We start from the raw sequence: 23,084 nt of genomic DNA, 5'->3' as shown, positions 1-23,084 counted from the left end.
TGAAACGACGGCCTGTCGCTGTCTTTCCCTGCTGAATCAGGGGTTGTAAATATCATTGTAACGAAACTCCAGTATCTCGTTTATCATTTTGACATACTGTCTTATTTCTTCGTTGTGCTCTTCGGCGAGCAGTACCCGGTTGAAATCGTTCAGTGCGCTTCCGAAATCGTGGGCACGGAAGTGTATCTTGCCGCGTTCGGCATACAGCGTCATATCCTCGGGCGAAGCCTCTATTGCAGCCGTCAGCCGCTCTATCTCTTGCCTGTGTTCCATAATCCCTGTGTTTTGATATACTCTTTGACTACATCCGGAACCATATCGTCTCCGCCGCCCTCCGTCAGCGCAGTCCTTACCTCTGTCGAGGAGTAATCTTCGAAAGGGGCGCCTTCGAGTACGGTGAATCCGCAATCCGCCGCAGGAGCCGGATATCCCCTCCGCGGATATACATATATTTTATAATTGTCCAGCAGTTTCCTCCACTCCTTCCATTGCGTTATCTGGCCGGGAATGTCGCTTCCCACCAGCAGGGAGAATGTCGTGTCCGGATAACGTTCGGTCAGTACCGACAGCGTATCGACGGTATAAGAGGGACGCGGGAGCGAGAATTCCACGTCGCACGCCCTCATTCTCCGCGAATAACGCGATGCTGCCGCCGCAAGCCGTACCATGGCCAGCCGCTCCTCTTCGCCGATAAGCGAACCGTCTCGTTTCAGCGGATTCTGCGGCGAAACGACAAACCACACCTCATTGCACAGCCCCTGTTCCAGTATCCATTCCGCAACGGCCATGTGTCCCTTGTGAACGGGATTGAACGAACCGAAATAGAGAATGACGGAATGCATGCGGCTACTCCTTTATGAACTTCGCGACGAGGGTTTCCACCTCTACTATCGCCTGTTGCAGGTCGTCGTTGATGACGACGTAATCGAAACGGTCGGCATATGAAATTTCCTGTTCTGCTTTGGCTATCCGTTTCTCGATGGTTTCCGGTGAATCGGTACCCCGTCCCGTCAGCCGTTCGCGCAGTGCGGCGACAGAGGGCGGCATGACGAAGATGGAGAGGGCGTTCGCGCCGAAAATCGACTTGAGCCTTATCCCGCCCATGACATCCACGTCGAACAGAATGATATTGCCTTTCCGCCAGATGCGTTCCATCTCGGACTTGAGCGTTCCGTACCGTGTCCCGGCATAGACCTCCTCCCACTCTACGAACCGTTCCTCTTCACAGGCTTTCCGAAATTCCTCGGCCGAGAGGAAATAGTAGTCGCGGCCGTGCTGCTCGTTGTGCCGAGGTTGCCGCGAAGTAGCTGAAATAGAGAACTCCAGGCGGGGAAAACGTTCCGTCAGCGCATGGACTATCGTTGTCTTGCCGGCCCCGGACGGGGCTGAGAATATGATGAGCTTGCCGCTCTTTCCGTCAGCCATATTATCTTGTCGAATCGTTCGTTCCCCTGATGCCGTATTTCCCGACGGACGTCAGAGGATATTCAATACCTGTTCCTTTATCTTTTCCAGCTCGTCTTTCATCATGACGACCGTTTTCTGCATGTCGCTGTCGTTTGCTTTCGAGCCGAGCGTGTTTATCTCCCGTCCCATCTCCTGGGCGATGAATCCGAGTTTCCGGCCCACGTTCTCCTCCTCCGAGGCGACTTCACGGAAATAACGGCAGTGGTTGTCCAGGCGTACCTTCTCCTCGGTGATGTCCAGTTTCTCGACATAGAATATCATCTCCTGTTCAAGCCGGTTCGCATCGACAGGAACGCCCAGGGAGGCGATGTTTTCGCGTATCCGTTCCTTGATGACACCGATGCGGCGGGCTTCGAAAGGTTCGATGCTCTTCCTGTACGCCTCTATTTTGCCGATACGGGCCAGCAGGTCGGCAATGAGCGTCTGCCCCTCCTGCGTGCGGAACGCATCGAAAGCCGCCAACGCTTCGTCCACGGCATCGAACAATGCGGTACGCTCCCCGTCGGATATTTCTTCCGTTTCGCTGGTTACGACCTCCGGCATCTTCAGGATGGCGGTCATCAGGACAGGGTCCATTCCCCTGCCCTTCTCCTCCATTCCGGAACCGAGCTCTTTCAGTACGGAATAATAGGCCATGAACAGTTCCCTGTTCACGTTGACGGGAATGGCTGCGGTATCGGTTTCTACATTGATATATACATCGACCTTGCCGCGCTGCACGGCTTTCCCGATGCGGTTCCTCACCTCATACTCCAGCGGTCTGTAAGCCTGCGGTATCCTGACGGACATATCGAGCTGCTTGCTGTTGAGCGAGCGTATCTCCACCGTGATTTTCCTCTTTCCTTCCACGGCTTCCGCCTTGCCGTAGCCGGTCATCGATTTTATCATAGAAAAGCGTTTTGAGATACAAAGATAAGGTAAAATGGAGAGATTGTACAACACTTCCGCCCGTCGGTAAATTATTGCCGGGAATCGGTTGCGGAATCAGAAACTATTCATATCTTTGCAAAACAAAGCGATAATTCGGAATCAAAATCCTCAATACAACTAACAAATTAAAAGATTTAGCATCATGAAGAAGCACAATTTTAACGCGGGACCTTGCGTATTGCCGAAACAGGCGATAGAATCCGCAATCGAGGCTATCCGTGATTTCGACAACACGGGCATCGGTATTCTGGAAATCTCGCACCGTACCCCGGGTTGGGAACGTGTAATGGCTGAGACCGAACAGCTTTGGAGGGACCTCCTCAATATTCCGGACGACTATGCAGTCCTCTTCCTCGGCGGCGGTGCATCCACCCAGTTCTTCGAAGTGCCGGCCAACCTCATGAAGAAGAAAGCCGCTTACCTCCAGACCGGTGTATGGGCTAAGAAAGCGGCCAAAGAGGCGAAGTTCTACGGCGAAGTGGAGATAGTGGCCTCTTCCGAGGACAAGAACTATACCTACATTCCGAAGGGATACAAGATACCGACGGATGCGGATTATTTCCACATCACCACCAACAACACCATTTACGGTACCGAGATACACGAGGATATCGACTCGCCCGTAACGCTCGTTGCAGACATGTCGTCGGATATCATGAGCCGTCCGGTAGATGTTAAGAAATACGGTCTCATCTACGGCGGTGCGCAAAAGAACGTGGGTCCTGCCGGCGTGACTTTCGTTATCGTCCGCAAGGACCTGCTCGGTCAGACCGGCCGCAACCTCCAGACGATGGTCGATTACCGCACCCATATAGGCGACGAACCGAGGAACAACTCGATGTTCAACACCCCGCCCGTATTCCCGATTTTCGTAATGCACGAGACCCTCAAGTGGGTGAAGGAACTCGGTGGCGTAGAGGAGATGTACAAGCGCAACAAGAAAAAAGCAGAGCTTCTTTACAACGAAATCGACCGCAACTCCCTCTTCGTAGGTACCGCCGTGAAGGAAGACCGTTCGCTCATGAACGTATGCTTCGTAATGGCTCCGGGCCACGAGGCGCTCGAAGGCGAATTCATGGCATTTGCCAAGGAGAAGGGCATGGTAGGTATCAAGGGACACCGTTCGGTGGGCGGCTTCAGGGCTTCCATCTACAACGCATGCCCGCTTGAAAGCGTAGGGGCGCTGGTAGCATGCATGCAGGAGTTCGAGAAAATGCACAAGTAGGCCGTGGGCTATTTCGTGACATACAAGCCTAAGAAACAGGAAAACAGTATTGATTTCTATTCGTTAAACGATTTCGAAATGAAAGTATTACTTGCTACCGAGAAGCCGTTCGCCAAAGTTGCGTCGGACGGCATCAGGGAGATAGTGGAAAAAGCCGGTTACGAGCTGGTCGTACTTGAAAAGTATACCGACAAGAGCGAACTCCTCAAGGCGGTTGCTGACGTGGATGCCATCATCATCCGCAGCGACAAGATTACCGCAGAGGTAATCGAAGCAGCCAAGAACCTCAAAATCGTCGTTCGTGCAGGTGCTGGATACGATAACGTGGACCTTGCAGCCGCTACGGCCCGCAAGATTGTCGTAATGAATACGCCCGGGCAGAACTCCAACGCCGTTGCAGAACTCGCCATCGGTCTGATGATATTCATGGCCCGCAACAAGTTCACTCCGGGTACGGGAACCGAAATCCACGGCAAACGCCTCGGTATCCACGCCTACGGCAATGTGGGTAAACTCGTTGCCCGCTACGGCAAGGGCTTCGGTATGGAGGTATATGCCTATGACCCATTCATCACCGACAAGGCAGTGTATGAGAAGGACGGCGTCATTCCGGTAGGTTCCGTAGAGGAGCTCTACTCGAAGTGCGACTATGTTTCGGTACACATTCCCGCTACCGAACAAACAAAGAAGTCCATCAATTACGACCTGCTTAGCAAGATGCCGAAAGGTGCCACGATAGTCAATACCGCCCGCAAGGAGGTTATCGACGAAGAGGGCCTGGCAAAAGTGCTCGCAGAGAGGACCGACCTCAAGTATGTGACCGACATCGCCGCAGACATGCAGGTAGTTCTCAACGAGAAGTTCGGCAACCGCGTATTCGCTACACCGAAGAAGATGGGCGCCGAAACTCAGGAAGCCAATGTCAATGCCGCTCTGGCAGCCGCGAACCAGATTGTCGCTTTCTTCACCAAGGGCGAGAACCGGTTCCAGGTCAACAAGTGGTAAACGATTGAATAAGGGACCGGCATACATTGTGGAAACAGTGGTGCCGGTCTTTACTGTATCCGATACGGAATCATTTAAAATTAGACACAATGGTAAAGATAAAACCTTTTAAAGGCACTCGTCCGCCCAAGCAGTATGCGGCGGAGGTGGCTTCGCGTCCCTACGACGTACTCAACTCGAAAGAGGCCAAGGCAGAAGCGACGGAACGTTCGCTGCTTCACATCATCAAGCCCGAGATAGATTTCGACCCGATTGCCGACGAGCACGACAAGAAGGTGTATGACAAGGCGGTTGAGAACTTCAAACTCTGGAAAGAGAAAGGCTGGCTCGTGAAGGACAACGAGGAGCACTACTACATCTATGCCCAGACGATGAACGGCAAAACGCAGTACGGTCTTGCTGTGGCTTCCAATTTCATGGATTACATCGACGGCAAGATTAAGAAACACGAGCTGACCCGCACGGAGAAGGAGGAAGACCGTATGATACATGTGAACATCCAGAGCGCCAACATGGAGCCGGTGTTCTTCGCCTACCCCGATATCAAGGAGATAGACGACATCGTAGCCGCTACGGTCAAGAATCAGCCTGCCGAATACGACTTTACTTCGGCCGACGACGTGCGTCACCAGATGTGGATAATCAGCGACAAAGCCGTTATCGACCGTATCACCAAGATATTCGAAGGCGTTCCGGCACTTTATGTAGCTGACGGTCATCACCGTACCGCTGCCGCTGCGCGTGTGGGCCAAGAGCGGATGAAAGCCAATCCGCACCATACGGGCGAAGAGGAGTACAACTATTTCCTCGCCGTGCTCTTCCCGGCCAACCAGCTCAACATCATCGATTACAACCGCGTGGTAAAAGACCTGAACGGCCTTACTCCGGCACAGTTCCTCGATGCGTTGAAGAAGGATTTCGACGTGAAGGAGATGGGCAAGGAGATTTACAAGCCCAACAAGCTCCACAATTTCGGCATGTATCTCGACGGCAAATGGTACAGCCTGACGGCCAAGGCGGGAACGTACAACGATGCAGATCCTATCGGCGTACTCGACGTGACGGTACTCTCCAATCTCGTTCTCGATAATATCCTCGGCATTAAGGACCTGCGTACCGACAAGAGGATAGATTTCGTAGGTGGTATCCGCGGGCTCGGCGAGCTCCAGCGTCGTGTGGACAGCGGTGAGATGAAGGTGGCTTTCGCCCTCTACCCCGTTTCCATGCAGCAGCTCATCGACATTGCCGACAGCGGGAACATCATGCCTCCGAAGACGACGTGGTTCGAACCGAAACTCCGTTCCGGCATTGTGATACACGAATTCTAAATGGCGGACGACCAAAAAGCAAGCGGGACCTCTTGTAGGGGCCCCGCTCGTTTTTTAATTCGGAGATGTTACATCGACAGGAATGCGGCCATGCCTATCAGACCCAGAATTATCAGGAGCACGACGAGACCGAGCGCTACGATGGTCAGAATACCGCCGAGTTGGAAATAGTATTTCATGTTCCGGATACCGCTGCCGAACGCCGCTTTATCCCCGTCGGCAATGGCTCGTTTAATCTTGACCGAGAACATATACATGAAGTAGGAAAGGAAAAAGTAGATGACGGTCACTGCCAGATAGCCGCCACCCAAGATACCGCCCGCACCTGGCTCCATGTCGTTGTCGAACCAAGTGCTCGGGTCAACGGCGAAACAAACAATTGACAGAAGGAACATCATGCCTGTTCCGATAAACATCATGATGGAGAGAAATTTCGCCCACGACATCGCTTTTCTCAAATCGATTGCCATGTCACTGTTTACGACCAATTCCTCCCTGTTTTCAAATTTAGGTAGATTTTCTTCCATATACCGAATATGTTTTGAGATTTAACGGGATTAAAAGTAGGTAAAAAGAGAGAAAGAAACAACGATAATAATAAAAATACTGCGGAAGGGACCGGGATATAAGTTTTGGCGACTAAAAAACGTCAGCGATTCGGCGAAAGGCAGGGGAACAAAGAAGAGTGGTATGGCCTGACGTGTCCTGTGCTTCCCACTTGCAATCGTCTGTTTTATACCTGACCTCCGAAATACTGCGTTCCGTACGGGCGGAGCTGTTTCTCTCCCATCCTCGCACGGAACCACAATCGCTGCTGTCGGACGATGCAAATACGGGCATTCCCGACCGTACGAAGAATCCCGTACTCCCCCTAAAACGTATATCCGAAATGAACGGACGGTCCTGTGGCGAAAGGCATACATCCATGAAAAACCCATATGTTCCGGATGCCGATGCCGAAGGTTATCCGGTCGTCGTTGCGCAGCCTAAACCGGGCTCCGAGGATGAAATTGCTTTCAGGCCAGAAAGTATCGTAATTTTGTCGGGAAAGAAGTACTCCCAGGCTGAAATCCTCGAGAAGAACGGGGGAAACTCTCCATTTCGGTACTTCGAACCGCAGCCGTACAAATGCCCGTCCGTACATCAGGGCAGTATAGTTACTATAACTCGTGGCGGAGTGGAGCACTCCGGCTCCGGCCCCGACGATAAACCAGTCGGCGACCGCATAATTGTAGATTCCGTCCACAGAGATTGCGCCGTCGATGAATGGAGCTACGTAGGTATTCACTTCCGCACCCCAGCGTCCCCTCGGCGGTTTCTGCCGAACGGGAGTCTGTCCCGTCGCTGCCAGAGCGAGAAGCGTTGCAACGCATAAAAGGAGAAGTTTTCTTTTCATTGGTCAGGTTGGTTAAATGTATAGCCGAAATGCCAGAGAGGCAAAGGAAAAAATTCGTTGGTTACAATAGCGTATCCGGTCGTGTAAGTTCCGCCACCGACATGTTATGGTATCCCCATTACGAAGTTTGAATCGCGCACCCACCTATAAAATCGACGGCCGACGTGCCGCCTGCACCCCCTGCGTCCAAAATAAGAAAAGGCTATACTTTCCATTGCGGCACTTCGGTTTGGATTCTTGCGAACAGTTGGACGGCAATGTCTGTCATCACCACCCGAAGACCTGCGCCTTCGCCCAGAGCGAGCCAGGAAGCAACGCGATAGGTGTAGGCACCGTTCAGATGGGGCAGTCCATTGTACACCGGAATACCGATGTTGCTGAAGCCGATGGTTCCATTCTCCCCTTTTCAACAGTTGGTCGGTGTCGGGAAGAGCTTTGAGTTGCGGCTGGCAGACTTCGGACTGGGCGACCGCATAGGAGAAGATTCCGGAGAAAAGGAGGACTAAAAGAAGTCGTTTCATAACAGCAGGTTTAGGTCAGTTGAGTTGTACTCACGCCAGCAGGCGCGTATCATTGTAGACAAATATAACACTTCCGGTCCGGAGTTGCAATAACTATTATTGCGGTGATAATACGAAAAGGTGCTCCGAAAATAAATTCCGGAGCGCCCCCTGCGTCGTGTACGCCATGGCTTTTACCTGACTTCTTTCGCGACTACCCTGTCGATAACCTCGCAAAGGCGGGCGAATACCTCTTCGATAGTGCCGAGCCCGTTGATGGGGATATATTTGCCCTGCCGCGCATAATGGTCGGCGACGACGGCTGTCTGTGCCTTGTAGACGTCTATCCGGTTACGGATGACTCCTTCGTCGGCATCGTCCGCCCTGCCGCTGACCTCCGCCCTCAGGAGAAGCCGGGAAATCAACTCTTCGTCCGGAACGTCGAGCGATATCATCACATCCACCTTGTCGGAACGTTTTTCCATTATTACATCAAACGTTTCCGCCTGATGCGTGGTACGCGGAAAACCATCGAAAATATTGCCCTTGCTGTCGCCGTGCGACGCAAGGTACTCTTCGATAATACCTATCACGAGTTCGTCCGACGCGAGCCTGCCGCTCTCGATGACCTCTTTCACCTGCAGTCCGAGTTCCGTCCCGCGCTGAATTTCGTTTCGGATGACCTCGCCGGTAGAGATGTGGTTAAAGCCGTACTTCTCACTCAGCATCTTCGCCTGGGTTCCCTTCCCTGCTCCGGGAGGGCCGAACAAGACTATGTTTATCATAAGGTTGACTTTTGGTTGTTATCAGATTAACAGCCGACAAAATTAACCAGATTTTCCACCAAACCAAAAATAATGTAACTTTGTGGAAAGCACTGCCGGAAAATAAGTACAAATACCACCCTGCTGCCGCTCCGACAAATTGGTCGGACAGCCGCGGAACAAACGATAAACAAAAAAATATGCCTGCGAAAAGAACGGAGATAGCCGAGCTCGGAGAGTTCGGACTGATAGAGCGGCTTACCTGCCAGTTTCCCATACGTAACGCATCCACGGTGCTGGGCGCCGGGGACGATGCCGCTGTAATAGATGCCGGAGAACGTTATCTGTTGCTCTCCTCGGACATGTTGCTGGAGGGCGTCAATTTCGACCTGGTCTATTTCCCTTTGAAACATTTAGGCTATAAGGCAGTCGTCGTGGGAATCAACGACATATACGCCATGAATGGAACGCCTGAACAACTGACTGTCTGCATCGGCGTATCGGCCAAATTTTCGGTAGAGGACCTGGAAGAGCTGTATTCGGGAATACGGAGTGCATGCGAAGACTATCGGATAGACCTCGTGGGAGGCGATACGACGGCGTCCGTGAATGGATTGGCCATCAGCGTATCGGTGGCAGGGAGTGTGGATAAGGACAAAATAGCGTACCGCAGCGGAGCTCGTGTCAATGACATCGTGTGCATTACGGGCGACTTGGGTGCGGCTTATATGGGACTTCACCTGCTCGAACGGGAGAAGCGTGCCTTTGCGGGCAATGATTCTCCCCAGCCCCAGTTCGAGGGGTATGAATACCTGCTGCGCAGGCAATTGAAACCGACCGCGGCCTCCGATACTGTTGCTTCGCTCCGGTCGGCCGGTATCGTACCCACTTCCATGATAGACCTCTCCGACGGGCTGGCGTCGGACATGCTGCAGATATGCAAAAATTCCGGATGCGGTGTCAGACTCTATCTCGAAAGGATACCGATAGCCCGGGAAACTCATAAGATGGCCGAAGAGCTGCATGCCGATCCGGTAGTGGCTGCCCTCAACGGAGGCGATGACAACGAACTGCTCTTTACCGTTCCCGTGACCCAGCAGGCCAAAATAGCGGGTATAGGAGGTATCGACATCATCGGTCACATCACACCTGCCTCGACCGGTACGAGGCTCGTTACCCCCGACGGCAGCGAACTTTCGCTGACCGCGCCGGGATTCAGGGAACAATGATTATGGGTATCTAGCTGAAGCTCTTCAGAATGCCGTCATAGTAACCTCGCATATAGGCGACGTGAGGACTTTTATGTCTTTGATTTTGTGCCTGGCTTTCGCTCAAACTACCGACAACTTGAGCAATATCAATAGTCATGATACGGTTGCGGCCATCTTGATAACCTTGTTCATATGCACAGGCAGCGCATTTATGTCGTCCGATACCACCTTGGTCATCAGGAAGTTCCTGCATAATCTTCTGAATGCTAGAATGGTCTTTATTGCATAGCATAAGGTTTGTCGTATTATAAAGTTCCGTTTTTTATCCCGGTAATAAAATCAGTTACCGTTGCTAAATTATAAATTTTTGGAATAACGGCAAAAGCTTCCTCCAATTTATTACGCGCCGATTTCCATCCGATTCCATCCGTTATCCATACGAATTCGTAGTTTGGAAATTGGTTGATTTTCGGAGCGAGTTCGGAATAGGAACGTGCAACCTCATTCAGTTTGGAACCACCCCCACTATAAAAATTAACCTCAATCAAATAAGTTTTGATATGGGAAGAGATGACAAAATCGAATCGTTTTAAATCGCTTCCCAAACATTGCATTTCCGGAAATGCAGACGAATATACCTCTTGTCGGAAAGAAATGTCATACGAACGAAGTAATGTGGCTATCCGCTGTTCCATAATATATCCGCTTCTATTTTTGCGGGCATTGGTATCGAGACCTGTTTCAATGCCAAAGACATAATCCACCAAGTTATGTATTTGTTTATTCTGGAGTATCTTTTTGAGTCCCGTCCCTTCGATGTATTCGATTACGCCTTCCGGAGTTTGGAAAAACTCTTCAACCAAACGGGTCTTTCCGTATTTGTCGATCGTTTTTTTCCTGTCTGTGGCACGTACGGCAATCAGAATATCCAAAGCGCTGAATACTTTAGGATTCTCATTCCAAAGATTGCGTATTGCCCGCTCCATATCCTCCTGACCGACTAAATAGTTCAATTGATTGAGTTTGACGGCTATCGCATCGACATTCGCGGCTATTTTCTTGAAATCGGAGAAAAAACTTAACGGGGCATTGGTCTCTACGAGTTCCGACATGAATTTGTCAAAACGTTCTTTCATAACAATTTGGGAAATAAAAATCAATCCTGATAATTCCTGATAAGTAGTTCCGGTAATTTACCTCGTTTCGCTGCGTTGGCATTAATACAACGAACGGCCTGGATGCGGTTGATGTGGTATTCGCGATACAGTTCATCCAGGAAGTTATCTTCTGGATTCCATTCCCGACAATCGGCATTACTCAGCATCAGGAAGCAATGTTTCAGAGACAATCTGTCGGCGTATTTTTTCAGACGTATCTGGTCCGCATCGGAAAATGATTGTACAGAATAGGCGCTGAAATTGGCCGTAGCTGTCAGGGGCCGGTACGGCGGGTCGCAATATATGAATGTATTATCCGCAATTGCGAATTTTTCAGTCTGTTCAAAATCGCCGTACAGTACCTCTACCTTTTGCAGCAAAAGACTGTCCGCATAAATAGTTCGTTCATCACAAATGGTAGGGTTGGTATACTTGCCGAAAGGAACATTGAACTGACCTTTGGAGTTTACGCGGTACAAACCGTTGAAACAGGTTCTGTTTAAAAAAATAAAATATGCCGTATTATCGATATCGGACAGCCCGCCCTGATTGAACTTTTGGCGTATGTCGAGATAGAACTCTTTCCGTTTATCTGTTTCCGGGATTTTCCAATATGTATCCTGAATTTTCGATAGGATGCCGACAAGACGTTCGGGAGTGTCCTTGATTACTTCGTATGCTTTGATTAAATTGGTGTTTACGTCACTGATAACGGCTTTTTTGATATTGCCGAAGTTTTGCAACATAAAGAAGAGCATAGCCCCTCCCCCGACAAAAGGTTCGATATAGACAGCATCTTCTATGTTGCAGAACGTCTCGGGTAATGCCTGGCCCAATGTTGTCAACAGCTGGCCTTTGCCTCCGGCCCATTTTACAAACGGTTTGGCGGGATATTGTTTCATCGTTTTTGCTGTCAAAGTTCTAAGTCGGTATCATGGTCGATACAACTTGCTTGGATGAAGTTCATACTCAATATGAAACTCTGCCGGCCGAAGGCCTGAAATTTGCATACAGGTGAACCAATAACAATCCCGACAATGTGTCGAAACATTACTCCTGCCGCAGATACTCTTCCATTTTCGCACGCCACTCCTTTTTCAGCGGAAAGGACTCCTGTCGGAGAAAGTCGTAGCCGACGGCGACCGAACGGCAATCGGCATTGATGCCGCCGTCGGCGCGGTCGATAAGGTGCTGGAAGATGGTCACGCTCGAATTGCCTATCTTCTCCACCCACGTCCGTACGACGAGTTGCGAATGGAGCCTGCTCTGGCGGTGGTAGTTGGTGTGTATAGATACGAGTATCAGGCTCTCCGCGTCGGGGTCGATGGTCTTGCCGAGCACTTTTTCGTAGAATTCCATCTTTCCGACGTCGAAATAGTGCTGCAGATTCACGTTGTTGATATGGCCGAGGCTGTCCGCGTCGGCGAACCGTATCTGTATATCGCTTTCGATGTATTTGCCCATAGGCTTATTCTCTGATGATTTTCACTTCTCCATCCTCTCCGAGCATGATGATGGAGGATGCCTTGCGGGTGGGAGCGCCTTCGCAGCGGATATCGACCGTGTAATCGACACCCGCACGTATCTCTTCGGCAATATCGCCGAACCCTTTCGGGGTAGCCTCGCCGGAGATGTTCGCCGAGGTCGATACCAGCGGCCGGCCGAATCGGTGCAGCAGGTTCCGGCAGAATGCGTGGTTGGGGACGCGGACTGCAAGCGTTCCCTCCTCCGGCACCAGATTTTTCGCCACGCCGCAGGCTCCTGGTAGGATGAGTGTCAGCGGCTTGTCTGCACATTCGAGCAGATCCCAAGCTACGGCCGGGACGTTTCTGAAGTAGCATCCCACGCGGTCGATGCTCTCTGTCAGCACAATCATGCCCTTCTTGTTGCAGGAACGTTTCAGTTGATAGACCCTCTCCACCGCAGTCTCGTCGGTTGCATCGCAGCCTATTCCCCATACCGTATCGGTCGGGTAAAGAATGATACCTCCCCTGCGCAGCACCTCCACGGCCCTCTCTATTTCCTCCTTCATGCCTTCGGATTTTGCATTTGCAAAAGTAAGCCGTTTTTTTGTCTTTTTATCGAAAAGGTTATACTTTTGTGTTCCTGAAAAAACAACTCAATAACAGACTTGCAATACACATGGGAAGGGCATTCGAATATCGTAAGGCCACGAAGCTGAAACGCTGGGGCCACATGGCGCGGACATTTACCAAGATAGGAAAAGCCATAGAGGTATCGGTACAACAGGCCGGCCCCGACCCCGCGAGCAATACCCGTCTGAGGTTGCTCATCCAGAATGCCAAGGCGGAGAACATGCCGAAAGACAATATCGAGAGGGCCATCAAAAGGGCTATTTCGAAAGATACGTCCGACTACAAGGAGATGGTCTACGAAGGATACGGTCCTCATGGCATCGCCATCCTCGTCGAAACCGCGACCGACAATCCCACCCGGACGGTAGCCAATGTCCGGAGTTATTTCAACAAGATGGGAGGTGCGCTTGGAACGAGCGGAAGCGTAAGTTTCATGTTTGTCCACAAGGCCATCTTCAAGACCCCTTACAAGGAGGATATCGACCTCGACCAGCTTGAACTCGACCTTATCGATTTCGAAGTGGACGAAGTGTTCGTGGACGACGAGAATCAAATCAATATTTACGGCCCGTTCGAATCCTACGGTCAGATACAGGCCTACCTCGAGGGGCACGGCATGGAGATAACGAGCGGCGAATTCATCCGTATTCCGACCGACACCAAGGAACTTCCGGAGGAGCAGCGGCAATCGGTCCACAAACTCATCGAGAAGTTGGAAGAAGACGACGACGTAGTGAATGTCTTCCACAACATGAAGGAGGAAGAGGAGGCTGAATAGGCATGATACAATCGAAAACGAGAACGGAAGTCATCGACTTCCGTTCCCTTTTTCCCCTTAGCACGTCGCCCTGTATTCGTTCGGGGTACATCCCACCACGTTTTTGAAAAGCCGGGTGAAATGGGCCGGATATTTGAATCCCAGGTCGTAGGCTATCTCGCTTATCGAAAGTCCCCGGTCGGCTATCCGTTCTTTGGCGGTATCTATCACGTAGAGCTGGATGTGTTCCTGCGCCGTCTTGCCCGTCTCCTTTTTAATCAGGTCGCCAAAATAGTTGGGAGACAGATGCAGTTCTCGGGCGCAGTACTGTACCGTCGGCAGCCCTATGGTCTGTGGCCTGTCCGAACGGAAGTAGCCGTTCAGAATCTCCTCGAAACGCGACAGGATGTCCTTGTTGGCAATTTCGCTGCGCGTGACGAACTGTCGGTCGTAAAAACGGATGCAGTAGTTCAGAAACATTTCGATGTTGTTTATTATCAGCGTGCGGCTGTGCCGGTCTATCGGGTGCTGCAGCTCGGCCCGGATGTTGTGCAGACAGTCGACAATCGTACCGCGCTCCTGTTGAGAAAGATGGAGGGCTTCATTGACAGCGTATGAAAAGAAGGTGTAATTCCGAATGTTGCGACCGAGCTGCGTTCCCCGGATGAAGTCGGGGTGGAACAGCAAGGCCCATCCTTTGGGCTGAAACATCTCCCCGCGCCGGGTGATGCCGACGCACTGTCCCGGAGCGATGAATACGAGCGTTCCTTCCTGGTAATCGTACGTGCTCCGTCCGTACTGTATGTCGCCGCATTTCACGTCCTTGAGGAATACAGCATAGAAGCCGAGACAAAAACGGATATGCTCTGCCGGGGTGCATGTCGAGAAATCTATGACATTGACGAGCGGATGAAGCGTTTCGCAGTGTAGCAGTTCGTTGTACTGGAAAACGTTGTCGAGTTGCATTATCTCTTCCATAACGGTTTTGTTATTGGTATCGTACCATGCAAAGGTATCCCTTTTCTTCCGTTCGGCAATATGCGGGAATGTATATCCGGAATAGTGGTAATACAATCCGTAATCCATATAATGCCGGGGGAAGTCTGTGCCGGTAATTTTGCACCGTACGGAAAAAGTACCGACTTTTAAACTGCGATATATCATGGAAGCAAAAATGGATTTTGGATTTTTCTGTCCTACGCGGATACTCTTCGGGGCAGGTCGGCTGAACGACCTTCACAAACAGGCGTTGCCGGGTAGAAAGGCTTTGGTCGTGATTTCAAACGGACGTTCCACGAAAGCCTCCGGCTACCTGTCGAGAACGGTCAACCAACTGCAGAATGCCGGTGTGGCCACGGTGATTTTCGACCGTATCGAAGCGAATCCGCTGAAATCGACCGTAATGGCCGGCGCGTCGTTCGCCCGGGAAAATGGCTGCGACTTTATCGTGGCGCTCGGCGGCGGCAGTGTTATGGACGCGTCGAAAGCCATATCGTTCATGGCGACGAACGACGGAGACTATTGGGACTATGTTCCGGCCGGCACGGGAAAGGGCTTGCCGTTGAAGCATAAACCGCTTCCTGTCGTCGCTATTACGACTACGGCGGGTACGGGGTCAGAGGCAGACCCCTGGGGAGTCATTACCAACGAGGAGACGCATGAAAAAATCGGGTTCGGAACCGACGACTCGTTTCCCGTTCTGGCCATTGTGGACCCCGAACTGATGGTTACCGTTCCACCCCGGTTCACTGCATACCAGGGGTTCGATGCACTGTTTCACAGTGTGGAGAGCTATCTGTCCGGACAAGCGAACCTCATGTCCGACATGCTCGCCCTCACGGCTGTGGAACACGTGACGGCAGCTCTTCCCAGTGCCGTAGAGCACGGCGACGACCTGGAGGCACGTACCCGCGTGGCCTTCGGCAATACCCTTTCGGGTATCGTGATGCACGTCAGCGGAACAACGAGCCAGCACTCTCTCGAACATGCCATGTCGGCCTTCCATCAGGATTTGCCGCACGGGGCGGGACTGATAATGATAAGCCGGGCATACTTTTCCCATTTCATCGGAAAGCACGTCTGCGACGACCGTTTCGTACGGTTGGCGCAAGCCATGGGCATGACCGGAACATCGGCTCCGGAGGATTTCATTACGGCGCTTATGAACCTGCAGCATGCATGTGGAGTAGATGGCCTGCGGATGTCGGATTACGGTATCAAACCGGAAGAGTTTCGGAAGATGGCCTTCAATGCTTACGATACGATGGGCGGACTGTTCGCCAACGACCGTTCGGAGCTCAGTATAGACGACTGCGTCGCCATTTACGAAGCGTCGTACAAGTAAGGGAAGCATGACCGACGCTGCCGCCTCTTCGTCGTCATCGGTTCAGGAACGGCAAGAACATGCAGTAGTCCTGTAACCTGTCCGGTTTCGGAACGCCGCAAATTCGCGGCGGGCTTGCTGCTCGAAAGCGGCGGGCTGTAACACGCATGAAGCAGAGCATAATATGAGATATGTCATGTTTCATGAAATTAACGAAATACGGGAATGTTCATCATTCCCGTATTCTTTTCATTGTCTGTGATGACATTTCTGTTCACCTACAGGACGATACCGTAAAAACGGTTCGGGGAACCTTGAAGAAAGTTCCCCGAACTGTTTTTCATCGAAAGAAGGAGGCGCTGAACTCCTCGCTTCCCGCATTTTCGTTACCGTCCTGACCGAACACGGGGCTGTATCCCCCGGCAGGCATATCGCCGATGGCCTCTTCGTTGCATTGGCGGCCGAGCTCTATCTCCTTTGTCAAAGCAGCAGACAACATATCGCCCAACATGTTTAAGAGTACGCTGCCGCTGCTCGTATTGGGGTTATAAATCACCGTTCCTTTCCGGTGAAACAGGATTGCGTCCGTTTTTGCAGAGCGCAGCGTATATTCTACCGTTACTTGTACTTGTGCGGCAATCGTCGTTTTCGTCCATTCATGGATGGTGGTAAAGAGAACTGCATCCACTCCGAACAGACGACCGACCGGCTGCATGGAGCTCTCCTCGAACATCTCCGCATCATAGGCACTTTCCTCCTTGAGGATTTCCATGGTCAGCAGCGGCGGAAACACATAATAACCCCGTTGGCTCAACGGCACAATCAGCGAGCTGTAAAACAGCGCCTTGGCATCTACTTTCGTACTGCGGTTGATGGGCGGCATCACCAGAATCGAAACGGGCCGTTCGGCATATACCTGAGGGTAACGCTGCGATTTCGTAACGCTGACCGTAGAGCAGGAAGACAACAATCCCCCTGCAACAAGGGCCCACAGGAACTTTTTCATCATTCAAAACGCTTTAGAATCCTGTCGATAAACTTTTTGGATTCAGGATACAAAACCGTTTCCTGTTCGAGCAGGGCTTTCCCCTCGTCCGTTTTTCCGTTCATCAGCAACAGATATCCGTAATCCGCACACACTCCCGGCGGTGGAACCATCCGGACACCACCAGGCGCATGGAGCAACCGGTCGTACACCGTCAACAATTTTTCGAGGTTTTGTTCGTCCGGCGTCTGCGTATAGGCATATACCGCCTGTTCGTATCCTTTCCAGTTGTATAGCTGGGAGTTGGACGAGCAGGATGCGCATACGACCGCCACGGCACCGACGGCGAACGGTAAGCGGCAACGTTTCATCGTATCAGCACCGTTTTGGTTTCCTGCAATCCAAGGAAAACGGTTTCATCCGCATGCACGATTCCGTCTATAACCACGCGCAGGTTATGTTTGCCCGGCTTCACCGTGACGACGGGTGCCTTGCGTTTGGCCTTCTGCTTATACACCTTGCCGTAGAAGCAAGTGCTGCCGTCGATGACAAGCTGCACGTCGTCGTACGACGTTCTGTCGGTGTTCTCCTTAATCACTATCACGTAAGCGACATCGTCCGTACCGGACGACATGGTCTTGTACATGTGGGGGCCGCACGACGGCAACATAAGGCAGGCCAGCAGGCACAGGACGACAATCCAATTGCTTTTCATATCGGCTCGATTACATTTCGGTTATATAATATTTTTCCAGCGTTTCGTTGTCGAGTTCTCCGTCGGTCAGGGTCGCCATGGAGATTTCGTCCGCTACGGTCGAACCCAGCGTCTGGTCAATCCGAATCTCCCCGACCGTTTTCCCGGGCAGTTCCACCAGCAGTCCAGTCTGCGGATTTTTCACCTGTTTGCCCCGTTCCACGACTGCGAACCGGTCGCCTGCCGCTATTCCCTGACTCGCACCGCCCGACACGAAATAGACGCCGTCGTCATAGCTGAGCAGGTAGGCCCGCCACGGATTGTCCATACATTTGTTGATGATGTTTTCCACCAGTTTGCTTATCGCGGCCGAAATGGCCTTGTCGGACAGCGTGGCATCGTAGTCGGCGGTGCTCCCGAGCCCCAACACCTGTTTGTCTTCCGTGGATGCCTGTCCCTGCGCCTCGCCGCTGAAGACAATCATGCCGGTCGCCACATCCACGAGCCGGATGCTGACGGTCGCTTCCACAATCTGTTCTTTGCTGCTTGAGAACAACTTTTGCGTGCCGACCGTCTTGCGGCCGAATTCGGTAATGGAACCGATGATGAGGTAATCGGCACCGATACTGTTTGACAGTCCGTTGCCGGTATTGAGCTCTTCGACGATTTTATCGTAATCCTGCCGCTCAATCAACAGGAACTTATCCGATGCAGCCAGGCGTGCGGACAGCAGGTCGGAAGCCTGTTTCCCCATCGGGTCGTTGTCCTTGTCGTAAAAAATACTTTTGGCATACTGGGTCTCGTTGGAGAAACGTCCGATAGCCACTTTCCGTTTCAGGCTTTTTTCCTGTCCTTCGGCAGTAAAGGTCGCGGTTAAGGCGAAAAGTGCCAATACGACCGCCGTGATTCGTCTTATCTTCATAGAATGTAACGATTTTATGGATACAAAGATAGGAAATATATTCGTTGAAATACGCAAGTGCATGCCGGTTCAAACGACCGATGTACGGTTGCGAAACGATTCGTTCGAAGCAAATATACGCAAAAGTCTTCGGGACGGAATCCATTCCGTCCGGTTTTGGGTATCGTAATTCGTGCCCGCTACGGCTTTTGCGGGAAATTCGGAATTGATTTACCTTTGGCCCGCCGGATATTCCGGCCAATCACTTTTAAAAACTTTTCAATCATGAAGAAACGTTCTAAAAGTGGGGTAAGGTGTTTCACTCGCTGGTCACGCAAGGGATACGGCGCGTTCGCTTCACTCGGCAAAGTGGTGAAGATAGGCGTGCTCTCCCTGTCGATGTCCATCATCACGCTCAACGCCAAAAGCGCGTCGGCACAGCCCGACACGGTGAGGCTGCTACGCGAAATGGAAATCGAGGCGTTGCAGGTAACGGCCGAAAGACTGAATCCCACAAGGGGTGTAGTGACACCCACGGCGGTGTATAGCCGCGACACGCTGGGCATCGCGCCTCAGCAGACTATCGAAGGCGTACTCAGGCTCAATCCCGCGATAGACGTGCGAGAGCGGGGCGGAAAGGGAGTACAGGCGGACATCTCCCTGCGGGGAGGAACTTACGACCAGACCATGGTCCTTCTCAACGGCATCGACTTCACCGATGCACGCACAGGGCACCAGAGCCACAGCCTGCCCGTCGATATCGACATCATCGGTTCGATAGACATCATCGAAGGGCTGACCGGCATCGGGGCCTACGCGGGAGCGGTCAATATGGTGACTACTCCGCTCCGTCCGAACTACATGAGGACGGAAATCTCCGGAGGAGCCTACGGCTATCTCTACTCCAACATCTCCGGAGCCATCACCCGCAACGGCCTTTCGGTATTGGCCGCCGGTTCCGTCAGACGGAGTGACGGATACATTGAAAATACCGATTTCAACAATTCCAATCTTTTCACGCGTATTACTTACACTTCGTCTTCAGCCGGACTGTTCGACATGCAGGCCGGCTATCAGCGACGGGATTTCGGTTCCAACGGGTTCTACTCACTCTCTTTCCCCGACCAGTTCGAGCATACGGAGACTGCGCTCGCGTCGGTGAAATGGAACCGCAGTTTCGGCAGGTTTACCCTCAATGCAAATGCAAGTTATCGCAAGAACAACGACCGTTACGAGCTTTACCGCGGAGGCAAAGGGGCTCCCGAAGGATGGACTCCCAACTACCACACGACGGACAACGCCGGTGCGAGCATCAGTGCGGCATTCCGCTGGGCGGCGGGAGAGACGTCGGCCGGAGCGGATTACCGATACCACCACATCTACAGCAACGTGCTGGGCGACCTCCTCACGCACCCCATCCGGGTGCCGGGAGCGGACGCTTTTTATACCCACGAAAAAGGACGGAACATTTTCAACGGCTGGCTGAGCCATCGGGTACGGCTCGGCGGCACATCGCTGGCCGGTTCGGCGAATCTGGCCGGAAGTCCTTACGGGACCTTCCCTTCGTGGAGCCTCTCCGTTACCCAGCAAATCATGGAAGGCTGGAGCGCCGACGCCAATGCCACCCGTTCCATGCGCCTCCCGACCTTTACGGACCTATACTATACCAATGCCACCCACATTGGCAACCCCGACCTCAAGCCGGAACACGCCATGACCTACCGGGTGGGAACGCGCTACCATGCAGGCCGCTTTCAGGCCGCCCTTTCGGGATATTACCGCCATGGCCGGGACATCATCGACTATGTGCAGACGGAGACTCCCGAGGGGATGAAATGGAAATCAACCCAGCTTACCGAGCTGGATACCTACGGGATAGAGATGCAGGCTTCCTACCGTGGCCGGCGGATTCTCCGGCACATCACGGTGAGTTACGGCTGGATGTCTTCATCCAAAGCCGCTGCCGACCATATCACCAAATACGCTCTCGACTACATGAAACACAAGGCCGCCGTACAGTGCGGAATCGATATCGGCAAGGGGTTCGCCGCCGAAGTGACGGCATCGTGGTACTGCCGCAACAATACCCCGGACACCGCTTATGCTCCCTATTGGCTGCTGGATGCCCGTCTCAGTTGGAGCAGGGGCGTATTCTCCGTCTATGCAGAGGCTACCAACCTGCTCGATACGAAATATTACGATTTCGTGGGACTGATTCAGCCGCCACGCTGGATAACCGCAGGCGTCGTTTTGACCATTTGACTTTGACAAGGAGGGCGCACCGCGGTGCGCCCTCCTTGTATTCGGCGGATATATCGTTTATCGGCGTAACAGTTCAAGTATCCGGCGACACGCATCTCCGTTGGCGTTCGTTCGCTGACTGTCGCACATACGTTGCCGGTACGCATCGTCATTGCAAAGCCGAAGCGCAACGGTTACCTGCTGCTTCACCTCCAGAGAGCTGTAAGACATGCCGTGATAATGGAAAAATTCCGCATTCCGCGTTTCGCATCCGGGAATGGGAGCCGTATGCACGATGGGGATGTTTTTGACCGCCGCTTCTGTACTCGACAGACCGCCCGGTTTCGTAAAAAGCACGTCGCAGGCATCCATCAGCAGGGACATCCGGTCAGTGAATCCCAACAGGTGTATGTTGTCGAAACGACCGAACTCCGCCTTCAGAACGGTTTGCAGTTTCGCGTTGTTGCCGCAGACCATGAAGACCTCGGCACCTTTTCCGCAGCGCGACAGAATCTCACGAATCAGGTCGGCCGAACTGCCGAACCCCATGCTTCCGGAGGCAACGAGGAACCATTTCGCGGTCATATCGGCTCCGCTGTCGAAGGCCGCCGCACATGCCACTCTCGCCTCTCTTTTCGCAATGCGCTCGCGGAAGGCCCGGCGTACCGGAATCCCGAACGGAAAGAGCCGTTCTCTTCGCAGTCCCTTTTGGACACACTCCTCGACCAGGTGTTCGTGAGGGACGATATAATAATCCAAATCGGTCTCCCGCGTAAAGGGGATACACGTATAGTCCGTCATGACGAATACGGTTTTCCGGTCCAGTCGTCCTGCTCGTTTCAGTGCGGTCAGGGCTTCGGCCGGGAAAAGATGCGTACAGACCACCGTGTCGAAACCGTTGTCGACGATGTAATCGTACAGCCGTTTCGCATAGAGCTTGTTGGCCATATAGACAGGCGACTGGAGCGAAAGACCGGTACTGACCGTTTCTCCCATCCTGTACACCGTCTTGAAGAGGTTCCTGCGGGTGGAAAAGAGATAAACGTCCGATACCATCTGCGACACGGGAGAGGTCACGAGCGAGAGGGGGTCTGTCATTTCGCACGCCACCCCATTTTCCTCGAGGTATTCGAGAAGTGCTTTGCCGGCAGAGTTGTGTCCTTCGCCGGTGGAACAGGAGAGAATCAGCAGTTTCATGCGGGTGAGGAAGATGAGTGGATATTATGCGTTTTTTCGTATAGTTCGAGTGCCTCCCGCATCCGGCGGCGCCCTTCCGAAGAGATTCGGGCCGCCTTGTCGTAATCGCATCCTCCGAATCGGTTCATGGGGATATCTACCCGTATGTCGGGCGGATAGAGCTGTGCCGTCAGTTCCGCATTGCGCTGGAGCATCATGACGAAAGTTTTGCTCAGCACGGAATAGAAATTCTCATCGGGCAGCCTCCCCAGCGCAGGCAGCCGGCCGGCCGATGTCCGGTTCCGTTTGCGGGTTTCCCGGAGGTGTTCGAGCCGCATATCGCTGTGTGCGCTCACATTGACGGACACGAGCAGGTCGCCGTCGCTGCGTGTCACCCTGTTCAGCGGCAGCGGATTGAGAACGCCGCCGTCGATAAGGAGCATCTCTCCGTTCCTTTGCGGCTTGAAAAATGCGGGAATGGAGATAGAGGCCCGGATGGCTTCGTACAGACTTCCCGAATCGTACACGACTTCGCTGTTGTCGGCCAAGTCTGTCGCCACCGCACAGAATGGAACGGGAAGCGTTTCGATGGGAATATCCGGCATGATTTCCCTTAAAATTCCCATCACTTTCTCCCCTTTCACAAGATGGTCCGGGCCCATGGAGATATCGGCCAGCGCGAGCATCCGTTTCCGGTCCAGGGCGAACGCACGCTCCTTCACCTGTTCGAGTTTACCCGCAGCGAACATGCCGCCTATCAGGGCTCCCATCGAGGTCCCGGCCACGGATGCAATCTCATATCCCCGTTCCTGCAACTCCTCTATCGCTCCGATATGCGCGAACCCCCGCGCACCGCCGCTGGACAGAACTAAAGCCACTCTCTTCATCTTTATCCGCAATCGAATCTGCGCCAATATTCCGGACGGCC

The 23,084-nt window shown here is 52.6% G+C and carries 26 protein-coding genes; 7 read left to right on the top strand and 19 right to left on the bottom strand.

Features of this window, described 5'->3' with window-relative positions:
* Positions 1-36: 36 nt before the first annotated feature.
* Genes BQ5361_RS10820 through BQ5361_RS04060 form a run of 4 tightly spaced genes read right to left on the bottom strand, consistent with a single transcriptional unit; the run spans position 37 to position 2,355 of the window.
* A complete protein-coding gene (locus BQ5361_RS10820) occupies positions 37-273 on the bottom strand; it encodes a hypothetical protein (RefSeq protein ID WP_022063573.1) in 237 nt (78 codons plus the stop codon).
* Positions 252-842, bottom strand: a complete 591-nt coding sequence (nadD, locus tag BQ5361_RS04070; RefSeq protein WP_035473276.1) for a nicotinate (nicotinamide) nucleotide adenylyltransferase — start codon at positions 840-842, stop codon at positions 252-254. The genes BQ5361_RS10820 and nadD overlap by 22 nt, the downstream gene beginning before the upstream one ends.
* 4 nt (positions 843-846) lie before the next feature.
* On the bottom strand, positions 847-1,425 hold the full coding sequence (gene gmk / locus BQ5361_RS04065) for a guanylate kinase (protein WP_035473274.1): 579 nt from the start codon (positions 1,423-1,425) through the stop codon (positions 847-849).
* Positions 1,426-1,476: 51 nt separating this feature from the next.
* A complete protein-coding gene (locus tag BQ5361_RS04060; RefSeq protein ID WP_022063570.1) occupies positions 1,477-2,355 on the bottom strand; it encodes a YicC/YloC family endoribonuclease in 879 nt (292 codons plus the stop codon).
* Between the two features lie 184 nt (positions 2,356-2,539).
* Between BQ5361_RS04060 and serC the strand changes: the two genes are divergently transcribed.
* The 3 genes from serC (at position 2,540) to BQ5361_RS04045 (ending at position 5,955) form a co-directional block, all read left to right on the top strand.
* On the top strand, positions 2,540-3,622 hold the full coding sequence (gene serC, locus BQ5361_RS04055; protein WP_035473272.1) for a 3-phosphoserine/phosphohydroxythreonine transaminase: 1,083 nt from the start codon (positions 2,540-2,542) through the stop codon (positions 3,620-3,622).
* A 78-nt stretch (positions 3,623-3,700) separates the two neighbouring features.
* Complete coding sequence (locus BQ5361_RS04050) at positions 3,701-4,627, top strand: 3-phosphoglycerate dehydrogenase (protein ID WP_035473374.1); 927 nt, start codon at positions 3,701-3,703, stop codon at positions 4,625-4,627.
* An 89-nt stretch (positions 4,628-4,716) separates the two neighbouring features.
* Complete coding sequence (locus tag BQ5361_RS04045) at positions 4,717-5,955, top strand: DUF1015 domain-containing protein (protein ID WP_035473270.1); 1,239 nt, start codon at positions 4,717-4,719, stop codon at positions 5,953-5,955.
* Positions 5,956-6,023: 68 nt separating this feature from the next.
* On the opposite strand, the gene BQ5361_RS04040 is transcribed toward BQ5361_RS04045, so the two are convergent.
* The 3 genes from BQ5361_RS04040 to BQ5361_RS04030 all read right to left on the bottom strand — a co-directional run bounded on the left by BQ5361_RS04040 (position 6,024) and on the right by BQ5361_RS04030 (position 8,636).
* The gene (locus BQ5361_RS04040; RefSeq protein WP_071424935.1) at positions 6,024-6,482 is read right to left on the bottom strand and encodes a hypothetical protein; all 459 of its coding nucleotides are present in this window, start codon (positions 6,480-6,482) and stop codon (positions 6,024-6,026) included.
* 344 nt (positions 6,483-6,826) lie between these two features.
* A complete protein-coding gene (locus tag BQ5361_RS04035; RefSeq protein WP_022063565.1) occupies positions 6,827-7,351 on the bottom strand; it encodes a hypothetical protein in 525 nt (174 codons plus the stop codon).
* A gap of 694 nt (positions 7,352-8,045) precedes the next feature.
* Positions 8,046-8,636, bottom strand: a complete 591-nt coding sequence (locus BQ5361_RS04030; protein WP_022063562.1) for an adenylate kinase — start codon at positions 8,634-8,636, stop codon at positions 8,046-8,048.
* A 179-nt stretch (positions 8,637-8,815) separates the two neighbouring features.
* On the opposite strand from BQ5361_RS04030, the gene thiL reads away from it, so the two are divergent.
* Positions 8,816-9,844, top strand: coding sequence for a thiamine-phosphate kinase (gene thiL, locus BQ5361_RS04025; RefSeq protein ID WP_035473266.1), 1,029 nt, complete (start codon positions 8,816-8,818; stop codon positions 9,842-9,844).
* 10 nt (positions 9,845-9,854) lie between these two features.
* Here thiL and BQ5361_RS04020 read toward each other — a convergent pair whose 3' ends face one another.
* The 5 genes from BQ5361_RS04020 to BQ5361_RS04000 form a co-directional block, all read right to left on the bottom strand.
* Positions 9,855-10,118, bottom strand: coding sequence for a hypothetical protein (locus BQ5361_RS04020; protein ID WP_046445286.1), 264 nt, complete (start codon positions 10,116-10,118; stop codon positions 9,855-9,857).
* A 13-nt stretch (positions 10,119-10,131) separates the two neighbouring features.
* Complete coding sequence (locus BQ5361_RS04015) at positions 10,132-10,962, bottom strand: type II restriction endonuclease (protein WP_035473264.1); 831 nt, start codon at positions 10,960-10,962, stop codon at positions 10,132-10,134.
* A gap of 20 nt (positions 10,963-10,982) precedes the next feature.
* Positions 10,983-11,885 carry a DNA adenine methylase gene (locus BQ5361_RS04010; RefSeq protein WP_052131055.1) on the bottom strand — a complete coding sequence of 301 codons (903 nt, stop codon included), beginning with the start codon at positions 11,883-11,885 and terminating at the stop codon, positions 10,983-10,985.
* Between the two features lie 148 nt (positions 11,886-12,033).
* Positions 12,034-12,447, bottom strand: coding sequence for an acyl-CoA thioesterase (locus BQ5361_RS04005; protein ID WP_022063558.1), 414 nt, complete (start codon positions 12,445-12,447; stop codon positions 12,034-12,036).
* A 4-nt stretch (positions 12,448-12,451) separates the two neighbouring features.
* A complete protein-coding gene (locus BQ5361_RS04000; RefSeq protein WP_035473262.1) occupies positions 12,452-13,015 on the bottom strand; it encodes an L-threonylcarbamoyladenylate synthase in 564 nt (187 codons plus the stop codon).
* A 110-nt stretch (positions 13,016-13,125) separates the two neighbouring features.
* On the opposite strand from BQ5361_RS04000, the gene BQ5361_RS03995 reads away from it, so the two are divergent.
* On the top strand, positions 13,126-13,857 hold the full coding sequence (locus BQ5361_RS03995) for a YebC/PmpR family DNA-binding transcriptional regulator (protein ID WP_035473260.1): 732 nt from the start codon (positions 13,126-13,128) through the stop codon (positions 13,855-13,857).
* Between the two features lie 57 nt (positions 13,858-13,914).
* On the opposite strand, the gene BQ5361_RS03990 is transcribed toward BQ5361_RS03995, so the two are convergent.
* Positions 13,915-14,814 (bottom strand): helix-turn-helix domain-containing protein, encoded by a 900-nt coding sequence (locus BQ5361_RS03990; RefSeq protein WP_035473370.1) that lies wholly within the window; start codon positions 14,812-14,814, stop codon positions 13,915-13,917.
* Positions 14,815-14,998: 184 nt separating this feature from the next.
* Between BQ5361_RS03990 and BQ5361_RS03985 the strand changes: the two genes are divergently transcribed.
* Entirely contained in the window at positions 14,999-16,180 is a 1,182-nt protein-coding gene (locus BQ5361_RS03985) for an iron-containing alcohol dehydrogenase (RefSeq protein WP_257526626.1), read from the top strand.
* Positions 16,181-16,499: 319 nt separating this feature from the next.
* Here BQ5361_RS03985 and BQ5361_RS03980 read toward each other — a convergent pair whose 3' ends face one another.
* From BQ5361_RS03980 to BQ5361_RS03965, 4 genes are read right to left on the bottom strand one after another with little or no spacing between them, the layout of a single operon-like run.
* The gene (locus BQ5361_RS03980; RefSeq protein WP_052131054.1) at positions 16,500-17,168 is read right to left on the bottom strand and encodes a GNA1162 family protein; all 669 of its coding nucleotides are present in this window, start codon (positions 17,166-17,168) and stop codon (positions 16,500-16,502) included.
* Complete coding sequence (locus BQ5361_RS03975; RefSeq protein WP_022063552.1) at positions 17,165-17,515, bottom strand: DUF4810 domain-containing protein; 351 nt, start codon at positions 17,513-17,515, stop codon at positions 17,165-17,167. Before BQ5361_RS03975 ends, BQ5361_RS03980 begins: the two co-directional genes overlap by 4 nt.
* Complete coding sequence (locus BQ5361_RS03970) at positions 17,512-17,859, bottom strand: hypothetical protein (RefSeq protein ID WP_022063551.1); 348 nt, start codon at positions 17,857-17,859, stop codon at positions 17,512-17,514. Before BQ5361_RS03970 ends, BQ5361_RS03975 begins: the two co-directional genes overlap by 4 nt.
* 10 nt (positions 17,860-17,869) lie before the next feature.
* Positions 17,870-18,760: a CsgG/HfaB family protein gene (locus BQ5361_RS03965; RefSeq protein ID WP_022063550.1), complete on the bottom strand. Its 891-nt coding sequence runs from the start codon at positions 18,758-18,760 to the stop codon at positions 17,870-17,872.
* A 264-nt stretch (positions 18,761-19,024) separates the two neighbouring features.
* Between BQ5361_RS03965 and BQ5361_RS03960 the strand changes: the two genes are divergently transcribed.
* The gene (locus BQ5361_RS03960) at positions 19,025-21,001 is read left to right on the top strand and encodes a TonB-dependent receptor (protein ID WP_035473257.1); all 1,977 of its coding nucleotides are present in this window, start codon (positions 19,025-19,027) and stop codon (positions 20,999-21,001) included.
* A 57-nt stretch (positions 21,002-21,058) separates the two neighbouring features.
* Here the strand turns inward: BQ5361_RS03960 and BQ5361_RS03955 are convergent, their stop codons facing one another.
* Positions 21,059-22,177: an MGDG synthase family glycosyltransferase gene (locus BQ5361_RS03955; protein WP_035473255.1), complete on the bottom strand. Its 1,119-nt coding sequence runs from the start codon at positions 22,175-22,177 to the stop codon at positions 21,059-21,061.
* Entirely contained in the window at positions 22,174-23,043 is an 870-nt protein-coding gene (locus BQ5361_RS03950) for a patatin-like phospholipase family protein (protein ID WP_035473253.1), read from the bottom strand. Before BQ5361_RS03950 ends, BQ5361_RS03955 begins: the two co-directional genes overlap by 4 nt.
* Between the last annotated feature and the right edge of the window lie 41 nt (positions 23,044-23,084).

The organism is Tidjanibacter massiliensis, assembly GCF_900104605.1.
Taxonomy (GTDB): Bacteria; Bacteroidota; Bacteroidia; order Bacteroidales; family Rikenellaceae; genus Tidjanibacter; species Tidjanibacter inops.
The sequence above is the reverse complement of the archived record's forward strand: the minus strand, read 5'-3'. Positions and strand labels throughout refer to the sequence as shown.

Coding starts and splice junctions, on each gene's coding strand:
- BQ5361_RS10820 (WP_022063573.1), bottom strand. CDS start 273: ATGGAACACAGGCAAGAGATAGAGCGGCTGACGGCTGCAATAGAGGCT.
- nadD (WP_035473276.1), bottom strand. CDS start 842: ATGCATTCCGTCATTCTCTATTTCGGTTCGTTCAATCCCGTTCACAAG.
- gmk (WP_035473274.1), bottom strand. CDS start 1,425: ATGGCTGACGGAAAGAGCGGCAAGCTCATCATATTCTCAGCCCCGTCC.
- BQ5361_RS04060 (WP_022063570.1), bottom strand. CDS start 2,355: ATGATAAAATCGATGACCGGCTACGGCAAGGCGGAAGCCGTGGAAGGA.
- serC (WP_035473272.1), top strand. CDS start 2,540: ATGAAGAAGCACAATTTTAACGCGGGACCTTGCGTATTGCCGAAACAG.
- BQ5361_RS04050 (WP_035473374.1), top strand. CDS start 3,701: ATGAAAGTATTACTTGCTACCGAGAAGCCGTTCGCCAAAGTTGCGTCG.
- BQ5361_RS04045 (WP_035473270.1), top strand. CDS start 4,717: ATGGTAAAGATAAAACCTTTTAAAGGCACTCGTCCGCCCAAGCAGTAT.
- BQ5361_RS04040 (WP_071424935.1), bottom strand. CDS start 6,482: ATGGAAGAAAATCTACCTAAATTTGAAAACAGGGAGGAATTGGTCGTA.
- BQ5361_RS04035 (WP_022063565.1), bottom strand. CDS start 7,351: ATGAAAAGAAAACTTCTCCTTTTATGCGTTGCAACGCTTCTCGCTCTG.
- BQ5361_RS04030 (WP_022063562.1), bottom strand. CDS start 8,636: ATGATAAACATAGTCTTGTTCGGCCCTCCCGGAGCAGGGAAGGGAACC.
- thiL (WP_035473266.1), top strand. CDS start 8,816: ATGCCTGCGAAAAGAACGGAGATAGCCGAGCTCGGAGAGTTCGGACTG.
- BQ5361_RS04020 (WP_046445286.1), bottom strand. CDS start 10,118: ATGCTATGCAATAAAGACCATTCTAGCATTCAGAAGATTATGCAGGAA.
- BQ5361_RS04015 (WP_035473264.1), bottom strand. CDS start 10,962: ATGAAAGAACGTTTTGACAAATTCATGTCGGAACTCGTAGAGACCAAT.
- BQ5361_RS04010 (WP_052131055.1), bottom strand. CDS start 11,885: ATGAAACAATATCCCGCCAAACCGTTTGTAAAATGGGCCGGAGGCAAA.
- BQ5361_RS04005 (WP_022063558.1), bottom strand. CDS start 12,447: ATGGGCAAATACATCGAAAGCGATATACAGATACGGTTCGCCGACGCG.
- BQ5361_RS04000 (WP_035473262.1), bottom strand. CDS start 13,015: ATGAAGGAGGAAATAGAGAGGGCCGTGGAGGTGCTGCGCAGGGGAGGT.
- BQ5361_RS03995 (WP_035473260.1), top strand. CDS start 13,126: ATGGGAAGGGCATTCGAATATCGTAAGGCCACGAAGCTGAAACGCTGG.
- BQ5361_RS03990 (WP_035473370.1), bottom strand. CDS start 14,814: ATGGAAGAGATAATGCAACTCGACAACGTTTTCCAGTACAACGAACTG.
- BQ5361_RS03985 (WP_257526626.1), top strand. CDS start 14,999: ATGGAAGCAAAAATGGATTTTGGATTTTTCTGTCCTACGCGGATACTC.
- BQ5361_RS03980 (WP_052131054.1), bottom strand. CDS start 17,168: ATGATGAAAAAGTTCCTGTGGGCCCTTGTTGCAGGGGGATTGTTGTCT.
- BQ5361_RS03975 (WP_022063552.1), bottom strand. CDS start 17,515: ATGAAACGTTGCCGCTTACCGTTCGCCGTCGGTGCCGTGGCGGTCGTA.
- BQ5361_RS03970 (WP_022063551.1), bottom strand. CDS start 17,859: ATGAAAAGCAATTGGATTGTCGTCCTGTGCCTGCTGGCCTGCCTTATG.
- BQ5361_RS03965 (WP_022063550.1), bottom strand. CDS start 18,760: ATGAAGATAAGACGAATCACGGCGGTCGTATTGGCACTTTTCGCCTTA.
- BQ5361_RS03960 (WP_035473257.1), top strand. CDS start 19,025: ATGAAGAAACGTTCTAAAAGTGGGGTAAGGTGTTTCACTCGCTGGTCA.
- BQ5361_RS03955 (WP_035473255.1), bottom strand. CDS start 22,177: ATGAAACTGCTGATTCTCTCCTGTTCCACCGGCGAAGGACACAACTCT.
- BQ5361_RS03950 (WP_035473253.1), bottom strand. CDS start 23,043: ATGAAGAGAGTGGCTTTAGTTCTGTCCAGCGGCGGTGCGCGGGGGTTC.